Genomic DNA, 20,923 nt, shown 5'->3' with positions numbered 1-20,923 from the left:
AATAACTTTTTCGAATCAAGGATTAGATTAATGAAAACTGAAACAACTGAAAGTGTGAAAAACGTGCCGAATGAAATCAGAATTAGCGGCATCCCTGCACAGCCTATAAAAACCGGAAACCCCCTCAATGCTAACACCGGCGTGAGCGTGCACGGCCCAAACGGAAGTACATTCCCCAATGAGTTTATCAACTGGGAAGTATCATCGCAGCCGGCTTCCAATATGACTGCCATTAAAACTGGCACTCAATTCGCAAGAATCCATTTGCCTAGTGTACAGAGAAGCTACAACGTAACAGTAACTGCAACAGTGCATAACTATCCAAACCTGAAAGCAACCACGACATTTGCTGTCAATGCAGTTTAATCAAATCTAGTTTTAAAAATCACCAAGCCAGCAACCCAACACATGTAGTCACTTTACTGCTGACTTTTCCACCGAAACAAAGTTTTTGTGGTGAAGGAGCTTGCTCACTCGCCACAAAAACCGTTCGAATTCCTTTCAAATCTCCCTCCTGGGGGAACATCAATCCGTCATCCCTGTCGGTTACACAGGTAGCTGTAGGCTGCCTTACGACGGATGCGTGCAAAAACGCGACATTTTTTGTTGATCTCAAGCCCCTCACGCCCTAAAGTTCGCGCCGAACGTCCATGCTGGAAACGATCCATCCGGCTCAAGTACTGACGACGAGACAGCAAGGCCAAGGGAAAGCAGCGCTTCCCATGGCCTTTTTGCTTTCGGCGACATGCCTTGGGAAGTAGGCGAACCAAAGTGGGGATACGGAGGACGTTCATTTGCACCCATTGATAATTTCAGTTTGCCAGTAGGAGTTCCCAGCATGTCGATCCAGGTCGAAGACTATTTCGCGCGTGAAACCTTCCAGAAAATGAAGGCGTTCGCCGACAAGCAAGAAACCCCGTTCGTGGTGATCGACACCGCGATGATCAGCCAGGCCTACGATGACCTGCGCGCCGGTTTCGAATTCGCCAAGGTCTACTACGCGGTCAAGGCCAACCCGGCGGTGGAAATCATCGACTTGCTCAAAGAGAAAGGCTCGAGCTTCGACATCGCCTCGATCTACGAGCTGGACAAAGTGCTGAGCCGCGGCGTCAGCGCCGATCAGATCAGCTACGGCAACACCATCAAGAAATCCAAGGACATCCGCTACTTCTTCGAGAAGGGCGTGCGCCTGTATGCCACCGACTCCGAAGCCGACTTGCGCAACATCGCCAAGGCCGCACCGGGCTCGAAAGTCTACGTACGCATCCTGACCGAAGGCTCGACCACCGCCGACTGGCCTCTGTCGCGCAAATTCGGCTGCCAGACCGACATGGCCATGGACTTGCTGATCCTGGCCCGTGACCTGGGCCTGGTGCCTTACGGCATCTCCTTCCACGTAGGCTCGCAGCAGCGCGATATCAGCGTCTGGGATGCCGCGATCGCCAAGGTCAAGGTGATCTTCGAACGCCTGAAGGAAGAAGACGGCATCGTACTGAAGCTGATCAACATGGGCGGTGGCTTCCCGGCCAACTACATCACCCGCACCAACAGCCTGGAAACCTACGCCGAAGAAATCATTCGCTTCCTCAAGGAAGACTTCGGCGACGACCTGCCGGAAATCATCCTGGAACCAGGCCGCTCCCTGATCGCCAACGCCGGCATCCTGGTCAGCGAAGTGGTGTTGGTCGCCCGTAAATCCCGCACCGCCGTCGAGCGTTGGGTATACACGGACGTGGGCAAGTTCTCCGGCCTGATCGAAACCATGGACGAAGCCATCAAGTTCCCGATCTGGACCGAAAAGAAAGGCGAGATGGAAGAAGTCGTCATCGCCGGCCCAACCTGTGACAGCGCCGACATCATGTACGAAAACTACAAGTACGGCCTGCCGCTGAACCTGGCGATCGGTGATCGCTTGTACTGGCTGTCGACCGGCGCCTATACCACCAGCTACAGCGCGGTTGAATTCAATGGCTTCCCGCCGTTGAAGTCGTTCTACGTGTAAGCGCTACACGCCGAAATCAAAAAGCCCATGACGAGTCATGGGCTTTTTTGTGCCTGAAATTTTTTGTACCTGATCGTTCCCACGCTCTGCGTGGGAACGATCTGTCTTCAGGTGTGCCTACAGTTCGGCGCAACGTTTGGCGTAGTCGTCGGCCATTGCGTGAATCCGGGGCTCGGTTGCGCCCATGAGCGCCTGGCTCGCCACCCGAAGAAAGTTCAGATTGCCATTGGCCAATGCCTTGCGTAGCCAGACCAATGCAGTATCGATACTCCCCTCTGCGGCCAACACCGCCGCAAAACTGAACTGCCCACGAAAATCCCCTCCCTCTGCCGAGCGCCGATACCAGTCCCGAGCCGCTTGGGGATCTGCCGGGCAAACACGCCCCTCTTCCAGATAGCGCCCCAGCAGGTTCATCGATTTCGCATGGCCAAGCTCGGCAGCTCGACGATACAGGTTCAGTGCCGACGATTGATCCTCAGCCACCCCACGCCCGGTCGCCAGCAGATTGGCGTAGTTGTACATCGCCCAATCCAGCCCCGCTTGCGCGGCGATTCGATAATGCCGAGCAGCCATTGCAGCATCGGCCACACACCCCCAGCCGTGTTCGTGACATCGCCCCAGCATGTTGCGGGCCATCAGGTGCCCTTGTCGGGCGGCGATGTCGAACCAGCGCAACGCCAGCGGTTGATCCTGGGCGATTCCATTTCCATCCAGCAGGATCTGCCCAAGCAGCGCCTGGGCATCGACAAGCCCCTCGCGGGCTGCTGCTACGATCGCCTGGGCCGCACGGGCCGGGCTTTCGTCGAGCATGGCTTTGAGACGGTCTCCATCGAGTACCTCTTGGCGGCGCAATTGAAAACTCATACCTCGACCCAACGGCGCAACAGGTTGTGATACGTGCCCGTCAGGCGGATCAATGACGGGTGATCCGGCACGTCCTGGGTCAACTGCCGGATCGCCCCGTCCATCTCGAACAGCAGCGCACGCTGGCTGTCTTCGCGCACCAGGCTCTGGGTCCAGAAAAACGAGGCGTAGCGCGTACCACGGGTGACGGCGTTGACCTTGTGCAGGCTGGTGCCGGGGTACAGCACCATGTCACCCGCCGGCAACTTCACCCGCTGGGTGCCGTAGGTGTCCTGGATTTCCAGCTCCCCGCCGTCGTAATCCTCAGGTTCGCTGAAGAACAAAGTGGCCGAGAGGTCGGTGCGCACCCGTTCGATACTGCCCTTGGGCTGACGCACCGCGTTGTCGATGTGGAAATCGAAACTGCCGCCAGCCGTGTAACAGTTCAGTAACGGAGGAAACACCTTGTGCGGTAACGCTGCTGACATGAACTGCGGGTTTTTCCACAGCCGCTCCAGCATGGCCGCGCCGATTTCCTTGGCCAGCGGGTGGCCTTCCGGCAACTGCAGATTGTGCTTGGCCTTGGCCGACTGGTACCCGGCCGTGATCTTGCCATCAGCCCAATCGGCCTGTTGCAGAGCCTCGCGAATGCGCTGCACTTCTTCTTTTTCGAACAGGCCGGGAATGTGCAGCAGCATGGGGCAAGCACCAGAAAGCAAAGGGATGCCAATGGTATTGATTCTTATTGCCCTTGTAAAACCCGCGAGACGAACGAAACAGTAAAAACCGTAAGGCTAAATTGTAAAGATTGTAAATTCAGTGCGAATAGTAATTTTTCGCAATTGATACAAATACGTGTTTACACTATATTCCGCCGCCTCAAATCCTTGGGGAGGGGAATAAAAATGTCACGCCAACAACCACAACTACCGGTCAGTTCACCGCGTTTACTCGCTTCTGCAATTGGCGTGGCGATCACTGCCGGCTCTGCGGGCCAAATGGTTTTCGCGGCGGAAAAAACCAACGAGCAGGCACCGAGCAACACGATTTCCCTCGGCGCAACCGCGATCACCGGCGAAGCCCAGGATGAGACCTCCTACAACGTCGAAAAAGCCTCCTCGCCCAAGTACACCGCGCCCCTGGTAGACACTCCGCGCTCGATCACTGTCATCCCGCAACAAGTCCTCAAGGACACCGGCGCCCTGAACATGCAGGACGCACTGCGTACCGTCCCGGGCATCACCTTCGGTGCCGGTGAAGGTGGCAACCCTCAGGGCGACCGTCCGTTCATCCGCGGTTTCGATGCCCAGGGCGATACCTACCTGGACGGCGTGCGCGATACCGGTTCGCAGAGCCGTGAGATCTTTGCCGTTGAATCGATCGAAGTCAGCAAGGGCCCTAACTCCGCCATTGGCGGTCGCGGCGCTGCCGGTGGCAGCATCAACCTGGTGAGCAAGAAAGCGCATCTGGGCGACTCGTTCGACGGTGGCTTTACCTGGGGTTCGGACCAGACCCAGCGTTACACCATGGACGGCAACTACCAGTTCTCCGACACCGTTGCCGGTCGCCTGAACCTGATGAGTCACGAAAGCAATGTCGCCGGTCGCGAAAGCGTCGACTACGATCGCTGGGGCGTCGCGCCTTCTCTGGCCTTCGGCCTGGGCACCGACACCCGTGTCAACCTTGACTACTACCATCTGGAAAGCAACGACACGCCAGATTCGGGTATTCCCTACACCATCCCGGCCGGTGGCTCGGCTGCCCGCACCAAGTCCAATCCGGACAAGCCCTATGCCGGCGGCGATAGCAGCAACTTCTACGGCCTGACCGATCGTGACTTCCGCAAGGGTCGTACCGACACCGCGACCATCGCCATCGAGCACGACCTGAACGACGCGTTGACCGTCAAGAACACCCTGCGCCACGGCAGCAGCATGCAGGACTACATCCTGACCCAGCCGGACGACAGCAAGGGCAACGTCAACAACGGTACCGTGTGGCGTCGGGCCAACACCCGCGTCAGCAACACCGATACGACGACCAACCAGACCGACCTGTTTGGTGATGTCTACATCGCAGGCTTCAAGAACAGCTTCGCGACCGGTATCGAGTTGAGCCGCGAGGAAAGCAAGAAGTCCTCATATACCGTCAACACCGACACCACGCCAGGGACCACTCCAGTCACCACCACGTGCAACCCGGCAATCATCGGCGCACCCAGCGGCTACAACTGCACCTCGCTGTCGAACCCGAACCCGAACGATCCATGGAACGGTTCGATCACCCGCAACTACGCCGGCACCGACACCAAGGCGAACACCTACGCACTGTACGTGTTCGACACCCTGGAGCTGTCCGAGCAGTGGCTGGTGAACATGGGCCTGCGCTACGACCATTTCGAGACTCAGTACCGCACTTATGATGCCAGCGGGGCAACGGTCGTGAACAAAGGCGTGCCGGCCAAAGCCAAGGACACCAGCGAGTTCGTCACCGGTCAGTTCGGCGTTGTTTACAAACCTGCTGAAAACGGCAGCATCTACGCTTCCTATGCCACCTCTGCCACCCCGCCGGGGAACTCTCTGGGTGAAGCCGTGGAAACCAATTCGTTGCCTGGCACTCCTGATCGCAACGGCAACCAAATAAGCAGCGACCTGGAACCGGAAACCACCAAGAACTACGAAATCGGTACCAAGTGGGACCTGCTCAACGATCGCTTGTCGCTGACTGCCGATATCTTCCGCACCGAAAAAGACAACGCCCGCGTCCAGGTCGATACCACCACATACGAAAACGCTGGCAAGACCCGCGTCCAGGGTGTCGAGCTTTCGGCCACTGGCAAGATCACCGACAAATGGCAAGTCTTCGCCGGTTACGCCTACATGGACAGCGAGCAAGTCGACGGTGGTGACCTGCCGGCAAACAAAGCCAACGACGGCAACGAACTGCCTAACACGCCAAAAAACAGCGCCAGCCTTTGGACGACCTACCAGGTCACGCCAAGGCTGACCATCGGTGGCGGTGCGTTCTATGTCGACGACGTGTTCGGTAACGTGGCCAACACCACCATGGTCAATGACTATGTGCGCTACGACGCGATGGCCGCGTACAAGCTGACCAAGAACATCGACCTGCAGCTGAACGTGCAGAACCTGACCGACGTTACCTACTACGACAAGGCGTTCTCCAACCACTTCGCCAACCAGGCGGCGGGCCGGACTGCCTTGTTGAGCACCAACTTCCACTTCTGATAACAGAAGCATGGACACAAACCTGTAGGAGCTGCCGCAGGCTGCGATCTTTTGATCTTCGGCGATTGCACCACCGCCCAAAATCAAGATCAAAAGATCGCAGCCTGCGGCAGCTCCTACAGGGGTCAGGCCCCGTTCATCCAGGTGAACGGGGCTTTTGTGTGTAAAGGGAATGTTCCTCGATAACCCACGGCATAATGCGCGCCGTGATGACTATTTTTAAACGAGCAAGGCGAGCGACGTGTTGAAGAAAACCCTGTTCCAGTTGCACTGGTTTCTTGGCATCAGCGCAGGGCTCGTCCTGGCCCTGATGGGCATTACCGGGGCGACGGTCTCGTTTCAGGATGAAATCCTGTACGCGCTGAACCCTTCCGTGTTGCAGGTCCAGAAACAAGTCGCCGGCGTGCTGCCACCGGCTGACCTGGTGGAGAAGATCGAGGCGGCGACGCAGATGAAAGTGGCGATGCTCTCGGTCGGCATCGACAGCGACGTTGCCGCAAAAGTGTTCTTCACCCCGCCAGCGGGCGAGCGTCGCGGCCCCATGCGTTACGTCGACCCGTACACCGGCGAACTCCTGGGCGACGCCACCGGCCAAGGCTTCTTCGGCCTGATGTTGCAACTGCACCGCTTCCTCGCCATGGGCGATACCGGCCGGCAAATCACGGGCGCCTGCACCCTGATCCTGGTGTTCTTCTGCCTGTCCGGCCTGTACCTGCGCTGGCCTCGCCAGTGGAAAAGCTGGCGCGCCTGGCTGACCCTCGACTGGAAGAAAAAAGGCCGCAGCTTCAATTGGGACTTGCATTCGGTTGCCGGCACCTGGTGCCTGGTGTTTTATCTCCTGGCCGCGCTGACCGGGTTGTCCTGGTCCTACGAGTGGTACAACAAGGGCCTGACACGCCTGCTCTCCGATTCGCCACAGAATGAACGTGTTCGCGGTGGACGCGGCCCTGGGCCAAGCGGTCCGGCACCGGTGGTCGACTACTCGGCGATGTGGAGCAGCATCTACAGCGCTGCCGGTCCCGACCTGAGTTTCTACAACACCCGCATGCCGTCCGTGGCCGGGCAACCGGCAACTGTTTTCTACCTGTTGAAGAACTCGCCCCACGACCGCGCGCTGAACCAGATCACCCTGGACCCGGTGACCGGCGCGATCAAACGGCATGACCGCTACAGCGACAAGAGTTTCAAGGCGCAGTTGTTGACCAGCATCTACGCGCTGCACGTGGGCAGCTATTTCGGCATCGTCGGGCGCATCGTCCTGACGCTCACGGCCCTGAGCATGCCGCTGTTCTTCGTCACCGGATGGCTGCTGTACCTGGATCGTCGACGCAAGAAACGCCAGATCAAGGACGCCCGCAAAGGCCTGGCACAACCCGACAGTAACACCCCGGCCTGGCTCATCGGTTTCGCCAGCCAGAGTGGCTTTGCCGAGCAATTGGCCTGGCAGACCGCCGGCCAGTTGCAGGCGGCGGGCCTGCCGGTGAAGGTGCAGCCACTGGCGGATGTCAGCGAGCAGGACCTGCATGCTTCGAACAACGCGCTGTTTGTGGTCAGCACCTTCGGTGACGGCGAAGCGCCGGACAGCGCCCGGGGTTTCGAGCGCAAGGTGCTGGGCCGGTCGTTAAGCCTCGACAGCCTGAACTATGCCGTGCTGGGACTCGGCGACCGGCAGTATCAACACTTCTGCGGGTTTGCCCAGCGCCTGCACAAGTGGCTGGGCGAGCACGGCGGCAAGACCTTGTTCGCGCCGGTGGAAGTCGACAGCGGCGATCCCTATGCCTTGCGTCACTGGCAGCAGCAACTGGGCCTGTTGACCGGTCAGGCGCCTGTGGGCACCTGGCAAGCACCGAGCTACGAAAACTGGACGCTGGTCCGCAGGGAATTGCTCAACCCCGACAGCAGCGGCTCATCGGTGTACTTGCTGGGCCTGAAGGCGCCAGGTACCAACAGCTGGCTGGCCGGTGACCTGGTGGAGGTGCTACCGCGCAATTGCCCTTGGGCCATCGAGCACTTCCTCGAAGGATTGGGGATCGACGGTCGCGCGACGATTACCCACGAGGGTTTGTCGCAACCGCTGGAACAAGCCCTCGCCAGCCGGCAGCTGCCCGAGAACCGCAGCCATTTGGTCGGCCTGCATGCGCAGTCCCTGGTGGATGCCCTCGTGCCGTTGGCCATGCGCGAATACTCCATCGCCTCGATAGCCGCCGACGGCATCCTGGAATTGATCGTGCGCCAGGAGCTGCACCCTGATGGCACCCTTGGCGTCGGCTCCGGCTGGCTGACCGAACACGCCGCCGTGGGCGGCAGCATCAGCCTGCGCGTGCGGCGCAACAGCGGTTTCCACCTGCCCAATGAACCGGTGCCGATGATCCTGCTGGGCAACGGCACGGGACTCGCTGGCTTGCGTAGCCTGCTCAAGGCGCGCATCGCCGATGGCCAGCAACGCCAGTGGTTGTTGTTCGGCGAGCGCAATCGCGAACACGATTACCTGTGCCGCGACGAGCTGGAGGAGTGGTTGATTTCCGGCGACTTGCAGCGCCTGGACCTGGCATTCTCGCGTGATCAAGCCGAGAAGATCTACGTGCAGGATCGCTTGCGCGATTCGGCCGAAGAGCTGAAGAAATGGCTGGCGGAGGGTGCGGTGATCTACATCTGCGGCAGTCTTCAGGGGATGGCCGCAGGCGTCGATCAGGTGCTGAACGATGTGTTGGGCATCGCCGAAGTCGAGCGCTTGATCGAACAAGGCCGCTACCGCCGCGACGTTTACTGACCCTACAGTGATCATTCCCACGCTTTGTGTGGGAATGCCTCAACGGACGCTCCGCGTTCGGCTCCGGAAGGGACGCGGAGCGTCCCGGGCTGCGTTCCCACGCAGAGCGTGGGAACGATCAATCTGATTTAACGCCCGGAGCCTGATAGCGCCTACAGGGGGCCAGTGTCAGGCGTTGACGGGTTCCACCGCCATCTCCACCACTTCCGGCCGCTTGACCAGCGCATACACCACCGCCGTCAACAAACTCCCCGCCACAATCGCCAGCAAGTACAGCAATGCATGGTTGATCGCATTCGGAATCGCCAACACAAACAACCCACCATGGGGCGCCATCAACTTGCAGCCGAAGTACATCGACAACGCACCGGTCAGCGCACCGCCGGCAATGCTCGCCGGGATCACCCGCAGCGGGTCTTTGGCGGCAAATGGAATCGCGCCTTCGGAGATAAAGCACAGCCCCAGTACCAAGGCCGCTTTACCCGCCTCGCGTTCGGTCTGGGCGAACTTGCGCCTGGCAATGAACGTGGCGATGCCCAGGCCGATCGGCGGCACCATGCCGGCGGCCATGGTCGCCGCCATCGGTGCATAACTCTGCGACGCCAGCAGCCCGACCGAAAACGCATACGCGGCCTTGTTGATCGGCCCGCCAAGGTCGACACACATCATGCCGCCCAGTAGCACGCCGAGCAGAATCGCGTTGGTCGTGCCCATGCTGTCGAGGAAATGCGTGAGCCCGGCGAGCATGCCCGCCACCGGCTTGCCGACCACGTAGATCATCACCAGGCCAGTGAACAGGCTTGCCAGCAAGGGGATGATCAGGATCGGTTTCAGCGCCTCGAGACTCTGCGGCAACCGCGCATAACGATTGATCGCCTGCGCCGCGTACCCGGCGAGGAAACCGGCAATGATCCCGCCGATAAAACCGGCACCCAGGGTGCTGGCCAGCAGGCCGCCGATCATCCCCGGCGCCAGGCCCGGACGGTCGGCAATCGAATAAGCGATGTAGCCTGCCAGCAGCGGCACCATGAGCTTGAACGCGGTGTCGCCGCCGATCTGCATCAGCGCCGCCGCCAGCGTCCCCTCTTCCTTGAAGGCGGTGATGCCGAATACGAACGACAAGGCAATCATCAAGCCGCCTGCCACCACCATCGGCAACATGTACGACACGCCGGTCAACAGGTGTTTGTAGACCCCGGTCTTCTCTTGTTTGACCGGCCCCTTGGCACCGGTCGAAGCGCTTTCCTGCTTGCCTTCGGCCAATGCTTTATTGAGTGTCGCTTCAGCCTGCTTGAGGGCAATGCCGGTGCCGCAACGGTAGATTTTCTTGCCAGCGAATCGCTCGGTGGCCACTTCGATGTCCGCCGCCAGCAGCACCACATCGGCGTCGGCAATCGCTTGGGCGCTCAGCGGATTGCGTGCGCCGACCGAACCCTGGGTTTCCACCTGCAAGTCATAGCCCAAGCGCTTGGCCGCTTGCTGCAAGGCTTCGGCGGCCATGAAAGTGTGGGCGACACCGGTTGGACAGGCCGTCACGGCAACGAGTCGCGGCGCGTTTTTAACGACGGCCACCGGCTCAACCACGGCTTGCGGTGCGACATACACCTGAGCCTCTTCAGCACCACGGCGCAATACCGCTTCGACGTCTTGCAGCGCTTGGGCAGGGGTACTCTGGAACAAACGCTTACCGACAAAACGCGACATATCCACAGGCGCGCTGGTCACCAGCAACACCCACTCGGCCGCCTCGATCGTGGCGGCCGACAGTTGCCGTTCGGGATGTGCCGAATCGCTGATCTCCACGCTGGTGCTCCAGCCCTGACGCTGGGCCGCGGCATCGAGCAACCGGGCGCACAGCACACTGGTGACCATGCCGTTCGGGCAGGCAGTAACAATGGCTAACTTCATGACCAACCCTCTTATTGTTCTGTCAGGGCGCGCACGCGCACGCCCTGTTCGAGCTGCGCCAGTTGCGCTGCATCGCTGATACCGAAGCCGATCTGGGTGACCGCCATCGCGGCAATCGCCGTGGCGGTGCGCAAGGTTTGTTCAGGCGTATCGGCACTGAGCAACCCGTGGAGCATGCCGGCCAACAACGAATCGCCCGCGCCTACCGTACTGGCGACGCTGACTTTCGGCGGCGTGGCATGCAGCGCCGAACCGACGCTGAACCAGTTCACACCCTCGGCACCGTGAGAAATCACCACATGCTCGATGCCTTGGGCGTGCAGGCGACTCGCGGCTTGCGCCTGGGCCAGGACCGACACCGTCTCGCCACCGAGCACTTCAGCCAACTCCTCGGCATTGGGCTTGATCAACCATGGAGCAGCCTTGAGCGCCGCCCGCAATGCTTGCCCACTGGTGTCCAGGGCGACCTTCAAGCCCAGATCATTCAATCGCCCGATCAATGCCTGCAACCACTGCGGGCTGATGCCTTGGGGCAGACTGCCGGCAACCACTACCGCATCATGCCCCGGCGCTATCTGGTCGAGACGCTCGAGCAATGCCTGCTGCGCCGCGGCGCTGACCAGCGGCCCTGGCCCATTGAGGTCGGTGATACGTCCATCGCTTTCCGCCAGCTTTATGTTGCTGCGCGTCTCACCGGGAACACGAATGAACGCATCGACAAAACCGCGTTTGGCGAACAGGTTTTCGAAAGCTTGCTGATTGTCTTCACCGAGAAAACCGCTGACGGTCAATTGATGCCCGAGGTCCGCCAACACCTGCGCCACGTTCACCCCTTTGCCCGCAGCATGGGTGTGCATGGTGTCGCTGCGGTTGACCTGACCGGGTTCCAGGCGCGCAAGCTGGACGGTGAGGTCCAGCGCCGGGTTGAGGGTCAGGGTTAAAATCCTGGCCATTACAAAGCCTCCACTAATGCGCGCACTTCATTCGCGCTGCCCACGGCAAGTGCCTGTTGGGCAAGGGTTTGAGCCTGGGTCAGGCTGAGTTCGCGAACCCGCGCCTTGACCTCGGCAATGCTGCGTGCGCCGACACTGAGTTCATCCACGCCCAAGCCAACCAACACCGGTACCGCCAACGGATCGGCCGCCAACTCGCCGCACACACCGACCCATTTGCCATGGGCATGGGCCGCGCGCACGGTGATGTCGATCAGCTGCAGCACCGCCGGATGCAAGCCATCGGCCTGGGCCGACAAGGTTGGATGGCCACGGTCGATGGCCAGGGTGTATTGCGTCAGGTCATTGGTGCCAACGCTGAAAAAGTCGACTTCCCTGGCCAGCACCGGCGCCAGCAAGGCCGCCGACGGCACTTCGATCATGATGCCCAATTGCAGGTCCGCCACTGGAATTTCCAGGCGCAGGCGTTCGGTCATGTCCCGCGCCTGGCGCCACTCGTCGACGCTGCCGACCATCGGAAACATGATCCGCAGCGGGCGGTTGTCGGCGGCGCGCAACAAGGCGCGCAACTGGGCTTCCATGATCTGCGGCCGTTGCAGGGTCAAGCGAATGCCGCGCACCCCGAGGAACGGATTTTCTTCCTTGGCGATCGGCCAATACGGCAGCGGTTTATCGCCACCGACATCAAGGGTGCGCACCACCAGCGGACGACCGGCCAGGCCATCGAGAACACGGCGGTATTCGGTTTCCTGGGTCGCCTCGTCCGGCGCTTGCGGGTGGGCCATGAAAATCAATTCGGTGCGCAACAGACCAATGCCTTCGGCGCCCTGCTCTACCGCACTGGTGACGCCGGCACTTTCACCGATATTGGCGAACACTTCGACGGCATGGCCATCGGTGGTCAACGCCGGTTGATGGCGTTGTTCGGCGGCGGCCTTCAGGCGTTGCTCGCGGGTATCACGCTCCTGGGTGGCGCGCTGCAAGGTCGCCGCGTCGGCGTCCACATGCAAACGCCCGCGTTGGCCATCGATCAACAGCGGCGTGCCCGGCGCCAGCAGCAACACCGCGGCACCGGCACCGACCAGGGCTGGAATTCCCAAGGCCCGCGCAACAATCGCGCTGTGAGCGGTGGCGCCACCGCGGGCGGTGAGAATACCGGCGACACGGGCCGGATCAAGGCGCGCCACATCGGACGGACCGACTTCGTCCATCACCAGAATGTAGGGCTGCTCAGGTTCATGCGGTGTTTCGACACCACTGAGCTGCGCCAGCACTCGACGGCCGATATCGCGCAGATCGGCGGCGCGCTCGGCGAGCAAGGCGTCCTGCAAGGACTCCTGTTGCCTGGCAGCGGCTTCGATCACCGACATCCACGCCGCTTCCGCGCTTTCGCCCTGCTTGAGACGGGTGTCGACCTCATCGGTCAACTCCGGGTCGTCGAGCATTTCCTGGTGGGTGATGAAAATCTCGCGGATAGCCTTGGCCTTGCTGCGTTCGATCAAGCCGCCGATGTCCTGGCGCACGTGCGCCAGCGCTTGCTTGAGGCGCTCACGCTCGATGGCGGCGGACTCTCCCCGTAGCGGGTAATCGATGGTTTGCAGTACCTGGATATGCGCCGGGCCGATGGCGATTCCCGGAGCGGCGGCGATGGCCTGCACCAGACTGCCCGGCGCCGGGGCGAGCAGTACTTGGGCCACCTCGACGATTTCTTCACGAGGCTGGCTCACCGCTGGCAACGGCTCGACTTCTTCACCGAGGCCCTCTTCAATCGCGGTCAACAGAGCGGGCAAGGCATCGGCGGCGATGCTCGGCTCGGCGATGATTTCCAGCACCTGCCCACGACGGGCGCCCAGGCTGAGCAGTTTGCTCAAGCTTTTCACCGACACCGCACTGTCCTGGCCGTCGACGATGCGGATGCGAATCTCGCCTTCAAAACTTTTCGCCAGTTGCGCGAGGATCTTCGCCGGACGGGCATGCAGACCGTGGGCGTTGGCCAGCGCAATGCGTGCGCTCGGCCAGTCTGCCGGCAACTCGCCGCCGAGCACTTCAAGCACCGCGCGGCAACTGGTGGCACGGCCCAACTCATGGCCGCGACCTTCAATCAGCAACGCACACAGGCGTTCGAGCAACGCTTGGTGGGCCTCGCCCAGGCTGGCCAGGCAAAACAGGCCGCTCAGCGGTTGACCGAGGTAGCGCAGCGGTTTGTCCGGGGTGACGAACGCCAGGCCTGGACGCTTGACCGTTTGTTCACTGTGCAGCCACCACAGCCCATCGCCCAGCGGCAGCGCTTCGACTTGCTGCAACACGGCGGAGAAACCATTGCTGACGCAGTCGGCCTGACGCAGTAACCGCGCGCCACGCCAGACCAGCTCTTCGAAATCTTCGGCAGCGACGCCCAAGCCGATCATCTGCGCATCCAGCGCCAGCTCTTGCGGCGCGCCTTGCAGCAGTTTCAGCAAGGCCTCGGCGCTGCTGGCGCGACGCAAGGCTTGGCCAAGGTCGGTCTCGCCGAGCGCGCGGGTCAGCAGTTGCAGCAGGCGCAGGTGTTCGTCGGATTTGGCGGCAATCCCGATCGCCAGGTAGACGATCTGTCCGTCACCCCAGTCCACGCCGTCGGGGAACTGCATCAGGCGCACGCCCGTGGAAAACACTTGGTCGCGGGTTTCTGGCGTACCGTGGGGGATGGCAATACCTTGACCAAGAAAAGTCGAGCCCTGGGCTTCGCGTGCCTGCAAGCCGGCGAGGTAGCCTTCGTCAACCAGACCATCGTCGACCAGGTGCCTGGCCAGCAGTTGCAGCGCGGCGGATTTATCCACAGCCGACTGGCCCATGGATATCTGCTCTATGGTGAGCTCGAGCATGCTGTCTCCTGTTGGCGCCCTTGGGGCGCCAGGTATTGTTTTTGAATGATTCAGCTTAGGCCTTTGTCTTAAAACAATCTTCGGCGGTTTCACGGCAGAACCGGCCAAAGCAGCCATTAATGTAGAAAATACGCTTGCTGAATCGTTTAACCTAGAGTGATTGGCACGTTACTCGATAATGGTGCATCGTTGAAGCCCAACTTGTCGGATGCGTTGTGACCAAGGTCGCCTGCCTGAATCGGGTAGGATTGGTGAAAATGTCGAGGCAAGCTCGAAAAAACAAGGAATAGCGGGTTGAAACTCAGTGATATAGCCCAGCTGGCCGGTGTGTCCGTCACCACCGCCAGCTACGTCATCAACGGCAAGGCCGAACAGCAACGTATCAGCAGCGCCACCGTTGAGCGCGTGCGCGCGGTCGTCGAAGAACATGGTTTCACGCCTAATCCCCAGGCGGCCGGCCTGCGCAGTCGCCACACCCGGACCCTGGGCTTCATTCTGCCGGACCTGGAAAACCCCAGTTACGCGCGGATCGCCAAGCTCCTTGAACAAGGTGCCCGGGCGCGTGGCTACCAGCTATTGATTGCCAGTTCCGACGATGCACCCGACAGCGAACGGCAATTGCTGCAACTGTTCCGCGCCCGTCGTTGTGATGCCCTGATCGTTGCCAGTTGCCTGCCGCGGGGTGACGACAGCTATCGCCAACTGCAAGCCAAAGGCATTCCGATCATCGCCATCGACCGGGTCATGGAGCCTGAATATTTCTGCTCGGTGATCAGCGATGACCGAGAGGCCAGCCTGCACCTGACCCAAAGCCTGCTTGAGCCGTTGCCCAAGCAGATCGCCTTGATCGGCGCGCGTCCCGAATTGAGCATCAGCCAGGAACGGGCTGCTGGCTTCAAGCAGGCCCTGGTCGGGTACGACGGCGAAGTGCTCATCGAACACGCTGATTCGTTCAGCCGTGAGTGCGGCAAGCAGTTGATGGAAGAACTGATCCAACGCGTAGGACATTTGCCCGAGGCCCTGGTGACGACGTCCTATGTACTGCTTCAGGGTGTGTTCGATGCGTTGCACGATTTCCCGTTGAAAACCCGCCCGCTGCGCCTCGGCACATTTGGAGACACCCAGTTGCTGGATTTCCTGCCGCTGCCGGTGAACGCCATGGCACAACAACACCAATTGATTGCCGACAAGGCGCTCGCACTCGCCCTGGCAGCCATCGAGCAGTCCGATTACCAACCCGGTGTGCTGGCCATCGCGCGGACGTTCAAACAACGTATTCGCCAGGACTGAGCCATGGACCTGATCGACACCCACACCCACCTGGACTTCCCCGACTTCGACGCGGATCGTCAGGCACTGATGGCCCAGAGCCGTGCTCTCGGGGTACGTGAAATGGTGGTATTGGGGGTGTATCAGGGTAATTGGCAGCGCGTCTGGGAATTGGTGCAAAGCGATCCCGACCTGCATGCGGCGTTCGGTTTGCACCCTGTGTACCTGGAGGATCATCGCCCCGAACATCTCACCGAACTGGGCGACTGGCTGGGGCGACTGGCCGGCCATCGCCAGCTGTGTGCGGTGGGCGAGATCGGCCTGGACTACTTCATCGAAACCCTGGACCGCGAACGACAGCAGGCGTCGTTCGATGCGCAACTGCAACTGGCGGTGGATTTCCACCTGCCCGCGCTGATCCATGTGCGGCGCAGTCATGCGGCGGTGATTGCCACGCTCAAGCGTTTCAAGTTGAAACGCGCCGGAATCATCCACGCCTTCGCGGGCAGTCAGGAAGAAGCGCGCGAATACATCAAGCTCGGTTTCAAGCTCGGCCTCGGCGGCGCTGCGACCTGGCCCCAGGCACTGCGCATGCACCGCGTACTCGCCCACTTGCCACTGGAGTCGGTGGTGCTGGAAACCGACTCGCCGGACATGGCGCCAGCGATGTTCCCCGGCCAGCGCAACAGCCCGGCGCACTTGCCAGCGATCTGCACGGCGCTGGCGCAAATCATGTCGCTCGCCCCGGAACAACTGGCCGCCGCGAGCAGCGCCAACGCCCGTGAACTGTTCAACTGGTAATCAGTCGACGTGGGCCTTGGCGGCCTCGAGAATCAACGTCATGTGCTGACGCTGGCGGGCGAATCGAAGAGCAACGAAGTAGACGAAAATCGCCACCAGTGAAATGTTCAGTTGCTCCACGACGCTGAGCATTCCAATCCATTCCAGTACCAACGCCACCAGCAATGTGCTGCAAATCATGATTAGCAGGCTGGCCTTCAACATGGCTAACGAGTCCAGGGTCTTGAAGCGCCTGATCTGTTTCGGGTCGCTCAGTTGCAGGGCTTTCTGACAGTGGGTACAGGTGAATGCTTCGTTGATTGCAATGGCATTGAGTTGCCAGGGTTTGAGCAATAGCGTGCGCTGGCAATGTGCACAGCGCCCCTGGATACCAAGTGTTGCGACAGCCATAACCGTGCCTCCTCCATGCGGTCAGTGACGTTGATAGTCCTTCATTGAAGACGAAAAAAGCAGTTCCTAAGAAAATAAGGACCTTTCCTACAAAAGAAGAGGATGAGGTACTACAGAAATTTCAGGCGCTCACCAACCTGTGGGACTGAACTCCCACAGGTTGGTGAGATGTCTTCAGACCCGGAAGGCGCTGATCAACTGCTTGAGCTGCACCACCTGCGCCGACAGCGCGCGACTGGCATCCTCCGTCTGGTGCGCACCTTCGGCAGTACGCTCTCCGGCACGATTGATCTCGACAATGTTCTGGTCAATGTCGTGGGCCACGGCGGTCTGCTGCTCCACAGCCGCGGCAATCTGCTGGTTCTGATCGACGATCATGCCGACAGCGCCCAGGATATTGTCCAGGGCTTGCTGGACCTTTTCCGACTGCCCCACCGTTCCATTGGCCATCTCATGGCTGACGCTCATCGCCTTGACCGCGGCCCCAACACCGCCATGCAGCTTGGCGATCATCTGTTCGATCTCTTCGGTCGATTGCTGGGTGCGCTTGGCCAGTGTGCGGACTTCATCCGCCACCACCGCAAATCCGCGCCCCTGCTCACCCGCCCTGGCTGCCTCAATAGCGGCATTGAGTGCCAGCAAGTTGGTCTGTTCGGCAATGCTCTTGATCACCTCCAGCACACGACTGATGGACTGGCTGTCGCTGGCCAGTTGGTTGATCACCTGCACCGACTGGTCGATTTCACTGGCCAGCGCAGCGATGCTGCCCTGCTGCGATTCCACCAGCCCACGACCGCTCGCCGTTTCGTCGTTGACACTGTGGGCGCTGCTGACGGCGGCGGCAGCACTGCGCGCCACCTCAAGGGACGTGGCCGACATCTGATTCATCGCCGTGGCGACCTGCTCGATCTGCGAGCGCTGACCGGCCACGGCCTGGTTGCTTTGCGCGGAGACACTCTCTACTTGCCCGGCTTGGCGCTCGACCTCGCCGACGGTCTGTCCGACACGCTCGATCAAGTCATGGATCTTTTTCACGGTGCCGTTGAACACCTCGCCCAACTCACCCAGCTCATCACGACTGTGGGCGTTGAAAGTGACCGTCATGTCGCCGGCCGCCACTTTGTCCATGACCTCGCCAAGACGTTTGAGGGTGGTGCGGGTCGAGGCGTAGAAGGCGCCGTAAAGATAAAAAATCAGCACAAACACCACCGACAGCGCCACAGCCTGCAGAATCATGTGCGTGCGGTTCTGTTCCAGGCGTTGTTGCAACTGGGTGCCGAGAAATTTCAAGGTGGCTTCATTGAGTTGATAGGTCTGGCCCATCAGCGCCGAGACCTGATCGTAAAAGGCCTGCCATGGTGCATCGAGCGTGTCGGCCATCACCACCTGCTCTTCGAACAGTTCGCTGGCCTTTTTCAACGAGGCCTTGCTGCTGTCAGCCTGGGTCGCCAGGGTTTCGCGTGCGGCGTTGCTCGAGCCCGTTGCGTCCTGCAGCTTCAGGCCGTACTCGGCATGGAGCTTGTCGAGCTGTACCAGCAATTCATCGAAACGCGTGCTCGACGACGAATTGAGAAACCCCTGGCCCAGGGAAGAGGAGCCCAATGCGCGACCTTCACCCAGCATCTGGGTAACGCGCGGAGTGATGTTGGTGACGAGCTCGCTCAGCTGACGCATGTCACTCTGGCTATCGTGGCTGAGACCGGCCTGACTGGCGATGATCTGGCCGAAGACCTGCGCATTGCCGAGCAGCTTGCTGATCAGTGCACTTTTGCTTTGCAGGGACTTTTCCGTCTGCTGCGCTTTGAATGCGCTGATCATTTCATCGCGCTTGGCATCGAACAGCACGACCTGCTCCGGATCGGTGGCCATTGCCGTCAAGCCCTGCAAACGTGCCAGGACACCTTGTTCAAGCGTACCGATCTGCGTCTCGACATTTCCCGCCTTGCCCGACTGGCCCAAGGCGACGTTGATCTGCACAAGATTGTTCAGGGTTTCCAGATCACGCCTTAACGCGAGACTGCTACCCAACAGATCCAGGCTCTGCAATTCGACCCGGGTGCCCTGGAACTCGCGATAGGAATCACGCACCAGGTAGAAGTTGGTTACCAGCATCGGCACCAGGAACAGTACGCTGATCAGGCTGAACTTCATGCCGAAGCTCAGGCGGTTCATCAGCGCGACGGCGGGATAGAGCAAGCTCTTCACTGGAAGTCTCCCTTCGATTTCTTATTTTTATTGGCGGGCGCAGCGAGACGGCAGATAGCCAGTATTCGGCGCTATCTCTGTATAGCGTAAATCAGGGGAGATTTTTGTAACTTAAGGTTAACGGAAGACACATTTTAAGAGTGACGGCATTCCCGCGAAGAACGATGACGCGGTGCTACAGACACACCGCGGCGCCTGGTTCGCCGGCAACCCAGCGCCTACGGCAGAACCGTCCACAACGCAAACCCCGCATACCAGAGCACTGCCGCTCGCAGCAGCAACTCCCAGATGCGATCGAGGCTGTTGACGCCTTCAGGCCCGACCACCGGGGCTGGAATCTCACCGGCTACCAGCCCGACCTTTTCGATCAATTGGGCAGCGCTGATGTTCCAGTTCAACAGTTCGTGCAACATCACCCGGCTGACCGCGACAAAGTTGCCGACCAGGGCAAAGCTCGCTGCCAACAGACGCACCGGCACCCAGTCGAATGCATGGCGCAGTTGCGCAGCACGCTCGACCACAGCCGGGTTTTGCCCGTGTTCTTCTGCCAGCGCCAGCAATCGATAACTCAGCGCGGCCACCGGCCCGAGCAGGAAGTACCAGAAAATTATCGCGAAAAAGCTCTGGTAGGCCTCCCACAGCAAATGCCCTTCGACCCGCTCCAGCAGTTGCTCGGCATTGTCGGCGCAGATGTCCAGGTCACGCTTGGCCACATGAGCCGCCGCTTGCAGGTCTTCGCGACGCCAGGCATCGCGAAAGGATCCTAGCTCCCCCAGCAGGTCACCACGCCCCAGGCTGTAGATCACCACCAGCAAATGCACCGGCAACGCCAACAGACCGTAGGCTACGGGGTCGAGCACCACCAGCAGCAAGCCCAGCACCGCCACTGGAAACAACACCAGCACGGCAAGGACCAGCCACGGCCGCTCTACCAGACGCGGGCTGAGCTCTAGCTTGTTCAGCTCACGAATCCAGCCAGCGTCGTGCTGAACCCGGTGGCGCAGGGCCGAAAACTTCTCGATCCATACCGCCAACAGCAACACCAGAAAACTCATTATCCTTCCTCTTGTGCCAAGGCCGCGCGAAAGCGTGCCCAATCGAACGCGGGTCCCGGATCGGTCTTGCGCCCAGGGGCGATATCGCTGTGCCCGCAGATACGCTGCGTGGTGATGGCCGCAAATGCCGATTGCAACTGCCGGGTCAGGGTCGTCAACGCTCGATATTGCGCATCGTCGAACGGCAGATCATCCGTGCCTTCGAGTTCGATGCCTATGGAAAAATCGTTACAGGTTTCCCGCCCTTCAAAACTCGACACGCCCGCATGCCAGGCACGCTCAAGGCAAGAAACAAACTGAGTGACGGTGCCGTCACGCTCGATCAGAAAGTGCGCGGAAACCCGCAGGTGCGCAATCCCTTCAAAATAGGGATGCTCCGTGACATCCAGGCGGTTCTGGAAAAACTCCTGCACCTTTCCAGTCTTGAACTGCGCTGGCGGCAGGCTGATGTTGTGGATCACCAGCAGGGAAATTTCGCCCTCGGGGCGCGCATTGAAGTTGGGCGAGGGGCATAAATGCACGCCTTTGCACCAACCGCTGGCGGGGTCCAACTGCATACAGGTTCCTTCAACGACGACTGTGTTGGCGCCAGTATGCCGCGATAGGCCATCGGGGGCG

The 20,923-nt window shown here is 60.3% G+C and carries 15 protein-coding genes; 6 read left to right on the top strand and 9 right to left on the bottom strand.

The features are described from left to right. The first annotated feature begins 30 nt into the window (after window positions 1–30). A complete protein-coding gene (locus AC3WWR_RS05105) occupies window positions 31–366 on the top strand; it encodes a hypothetical protein (RefSeq protein ID WP_489327332.1) in 336 nt (111 codons plus the stop codon). Window positions 367–838: 472 nt separating this feature from the next. Beyond that, window positions 839–2,002 (top strand): type III PLP-dependent enzyme, encoded by a 1,164-nt coding sequence (locus AC3WWR_RS05100; RefSeq protein WP_020796555.1) that lies wholly within the window; start codon window positions 839–841, stop codon window positions 2,000–2,002. Window positions 2,003–2,119: 117 nt separating this feature from the next. Here AC3WWR_RS05100 and AC3WWR_RS05095 read toward each other — a convergent pair whose 3' ends face one another. Both AC3WWR_RS05095 and AC3WWR_RS05090 read right to left on the bottom strand, forming a co-directional pair. Then, window positions 2,120–2,866, bottom strand: coding sequence for a tetratricopeptide repeat protein (locus tag AC3WWR_RS05095; protein WP_489327330.1), 747 nt, complete (start codon window positions 2,864–2,866; stop codon window positions 2,120–2,122). After that, window positions 2,863–3,543: a Fe2+-dependent dioxygenase gene (locus tag AC3WWR_RS05090; protein ID WP_008057456.1), complete on the bottom strand. Its 681-nt coding sequence runs from the start codon at window positions 3,541–3,543 to the stop codon at window positions 2,863–2,865. The genes AC3WWR_RS05095 and AC3WWR_RS05090 overlap by 4 nt, the downstream gene beginning before the upstream one ends. A 207-nt stretch (window positions 3,544–3,750) precedes the next feature. Between AC3WWR_RS05090 and AC3WWR_RS05085 the strand changes: the two genes are divergently transcribed. Then, window positions 3,751–6,093 (top strand): TonB-dependent receptor, encoded by a 2,343-nt coding sequence (locus tag AC3WWR_RS05085; RefSeq protein WP_083348217.1) that lies wholly within the window; start codon window positions 3,751–3,753, stop codon window positions 6,091–6,093. 241 nt (window positions 6,094–6,334) lie between these two features. Then, entirely contained in the window at window positions 6,335–8,863 is a 2,529-nt protein-coding gene (locus AC3WWR_RS05080; RefSeq protein WP_492598538.1) for a PepSY domain-containing protein, read from the top strand. Window positions 8,864–9,031: 168 nt separating this feature from the next. Here AC3WWR_RS05080 and AC3WWR_RS05075 read toward each other — a convergent pair whose 3' ends face one another. From AC3WWR_RS05075 to ptsP, 3 genes are read right to left on the bottom strand one after another with little or no spacing between them, the layout of a single operon-like run. Beyond that, the gene (locus AC3WWR_RS05075) at window positions 9,032–10,771 is read right to left on the bottom strand and encodes a PTS fructose-like transporter subunit IIB (protein WP_020796551.1); all 1,740 of its coding nucleotides are present in this window, start codon (window positions 10,769–10,771) and stop codon (window positions 9,032–9,034) included. An 11-nt stretch (window positions 10,772–10,782) separates the two neighbouring features. Beyond that, window positions 10,783–11,724 (bottom strand): 1-phosphofructokinase, encoded by a 942-nt coding sequence (pfkB, locus tag AC3WWR_RS05070; RefSeq protein WP_492598537.1) that lies wholly within the window; start codon window positions 11,722–11,724, stop codon window positions 10,783–10,785. After that, on the bottom strand, window positions 11,724–14,585 hold the full coding sequence (gene ptsP, locus AC3WWR_RS05065; protein WP_020796549.1) for a phosphoenolpyruvate--protein phosphotransferase: 2,862 nt from the start codon (window positions 14,583–14,585) through the stop codon (window positions 11,724–11,726). The genes pfkB and ptsP overlap by 1 nt, the downstream gene beginning before the upstream one ends. A 294-nt stretch (window positions 14,586–14,879) precedes the next feature. Here ptsP and cra point away from each other — a divergent pair, with 294 nt between their 5' ends. Then, a complete protein-coding gene (gene cra, locus AC3WWR_RS05060) occupies window positions 14,880–15,875 on the top strand; it encodes a catabolite repressor/activator (protein WP_020796548.1) in 996 nt (331 codons plus the stop codon). A 3-nt stretch (window positions 15,876–15,878) separates the two neighbouring features. Beyond that, entirely contained in the window at window positions 15,879–16,655 is a 777-nt protein-coding gene (locus AC3WWR_RS05055; protein ID WP_083348216.1) for a TatD family hydrolase, read from the top strand. Here the strand turns inward: AC3WWR_RS05055 and AC3WWR_RS05050 are convergent, their stop codons facing one another. The 4 genes from AC3WWR_RS05050 to ampD all read right to left on the bottom strand — a co-directional run bounded on the left by AC3WWR_RS05050 (window position 16,656) and on the right by ampD (window position 20,862). After that, a complete protein-coding gene (locus AC3WWR_RS05050; RefSeq protein ID WP_020796546.1) occupies window positions 16,656–17,045 on the bottom strand; it encodes a hypothetical protein in 390 nt (129 codons plus the stop codon). Between the two features lie 174 nt (window positions 17,046–17,219). Next, complete coding sequence (locus tag AC3WWR_RS05045) at window positions 17,220–17,924, bottom strand: methyl-accepting chemotaxis protein (protein WP_371106603.1); 705 nt, start codon at window positions 17,922–17,924, stop codon at window positions 17,220–17,222. Window positions 17,925–19,468: 1,544 nt separating this feature from the next. Then, window positions 19,469–20,305 carry a regulatory signaling modulator protein AmpE gene (gene ampE, locus AC3WWR_RS05040; RefSeq protein ID WP_020796544.1) on the bottom strand — a complete coding sequence of 279 codons (837 nt, stop codon included), beginning with the start codon at window positions 20,303–20,305 and terminating at the stop codon, window positions 19,469–19,471. Next, window positions 20,305–20,862, bottom strand: a complete 558-nt coding sequence (gene ampD, locus AC3WWR_RS05035) for a 1,6-anhydro-N-acetylmuramyl-L-alanine amidase AmpD (RefSeq protein WP_492598541.1) — start codon at window positions 20,860–20,862, stop codon at window positions 20,305–20,307. Before ampD ends, ampE begins: the two co-directional genes overlap by 1 nt. Between the last annotated feature and the right edge of the window lie 61 nt (window positions 20,863–20,923).

It is taken from the genome of Pseudomonas sp. EB271-G4-1 (assembly GCF_058791355.1).
The sequence above is the reverse complement of the archived record's forward strand: the minus strand, read 5'-3'. Positions and strand labels throughout refer to the sequence as shown.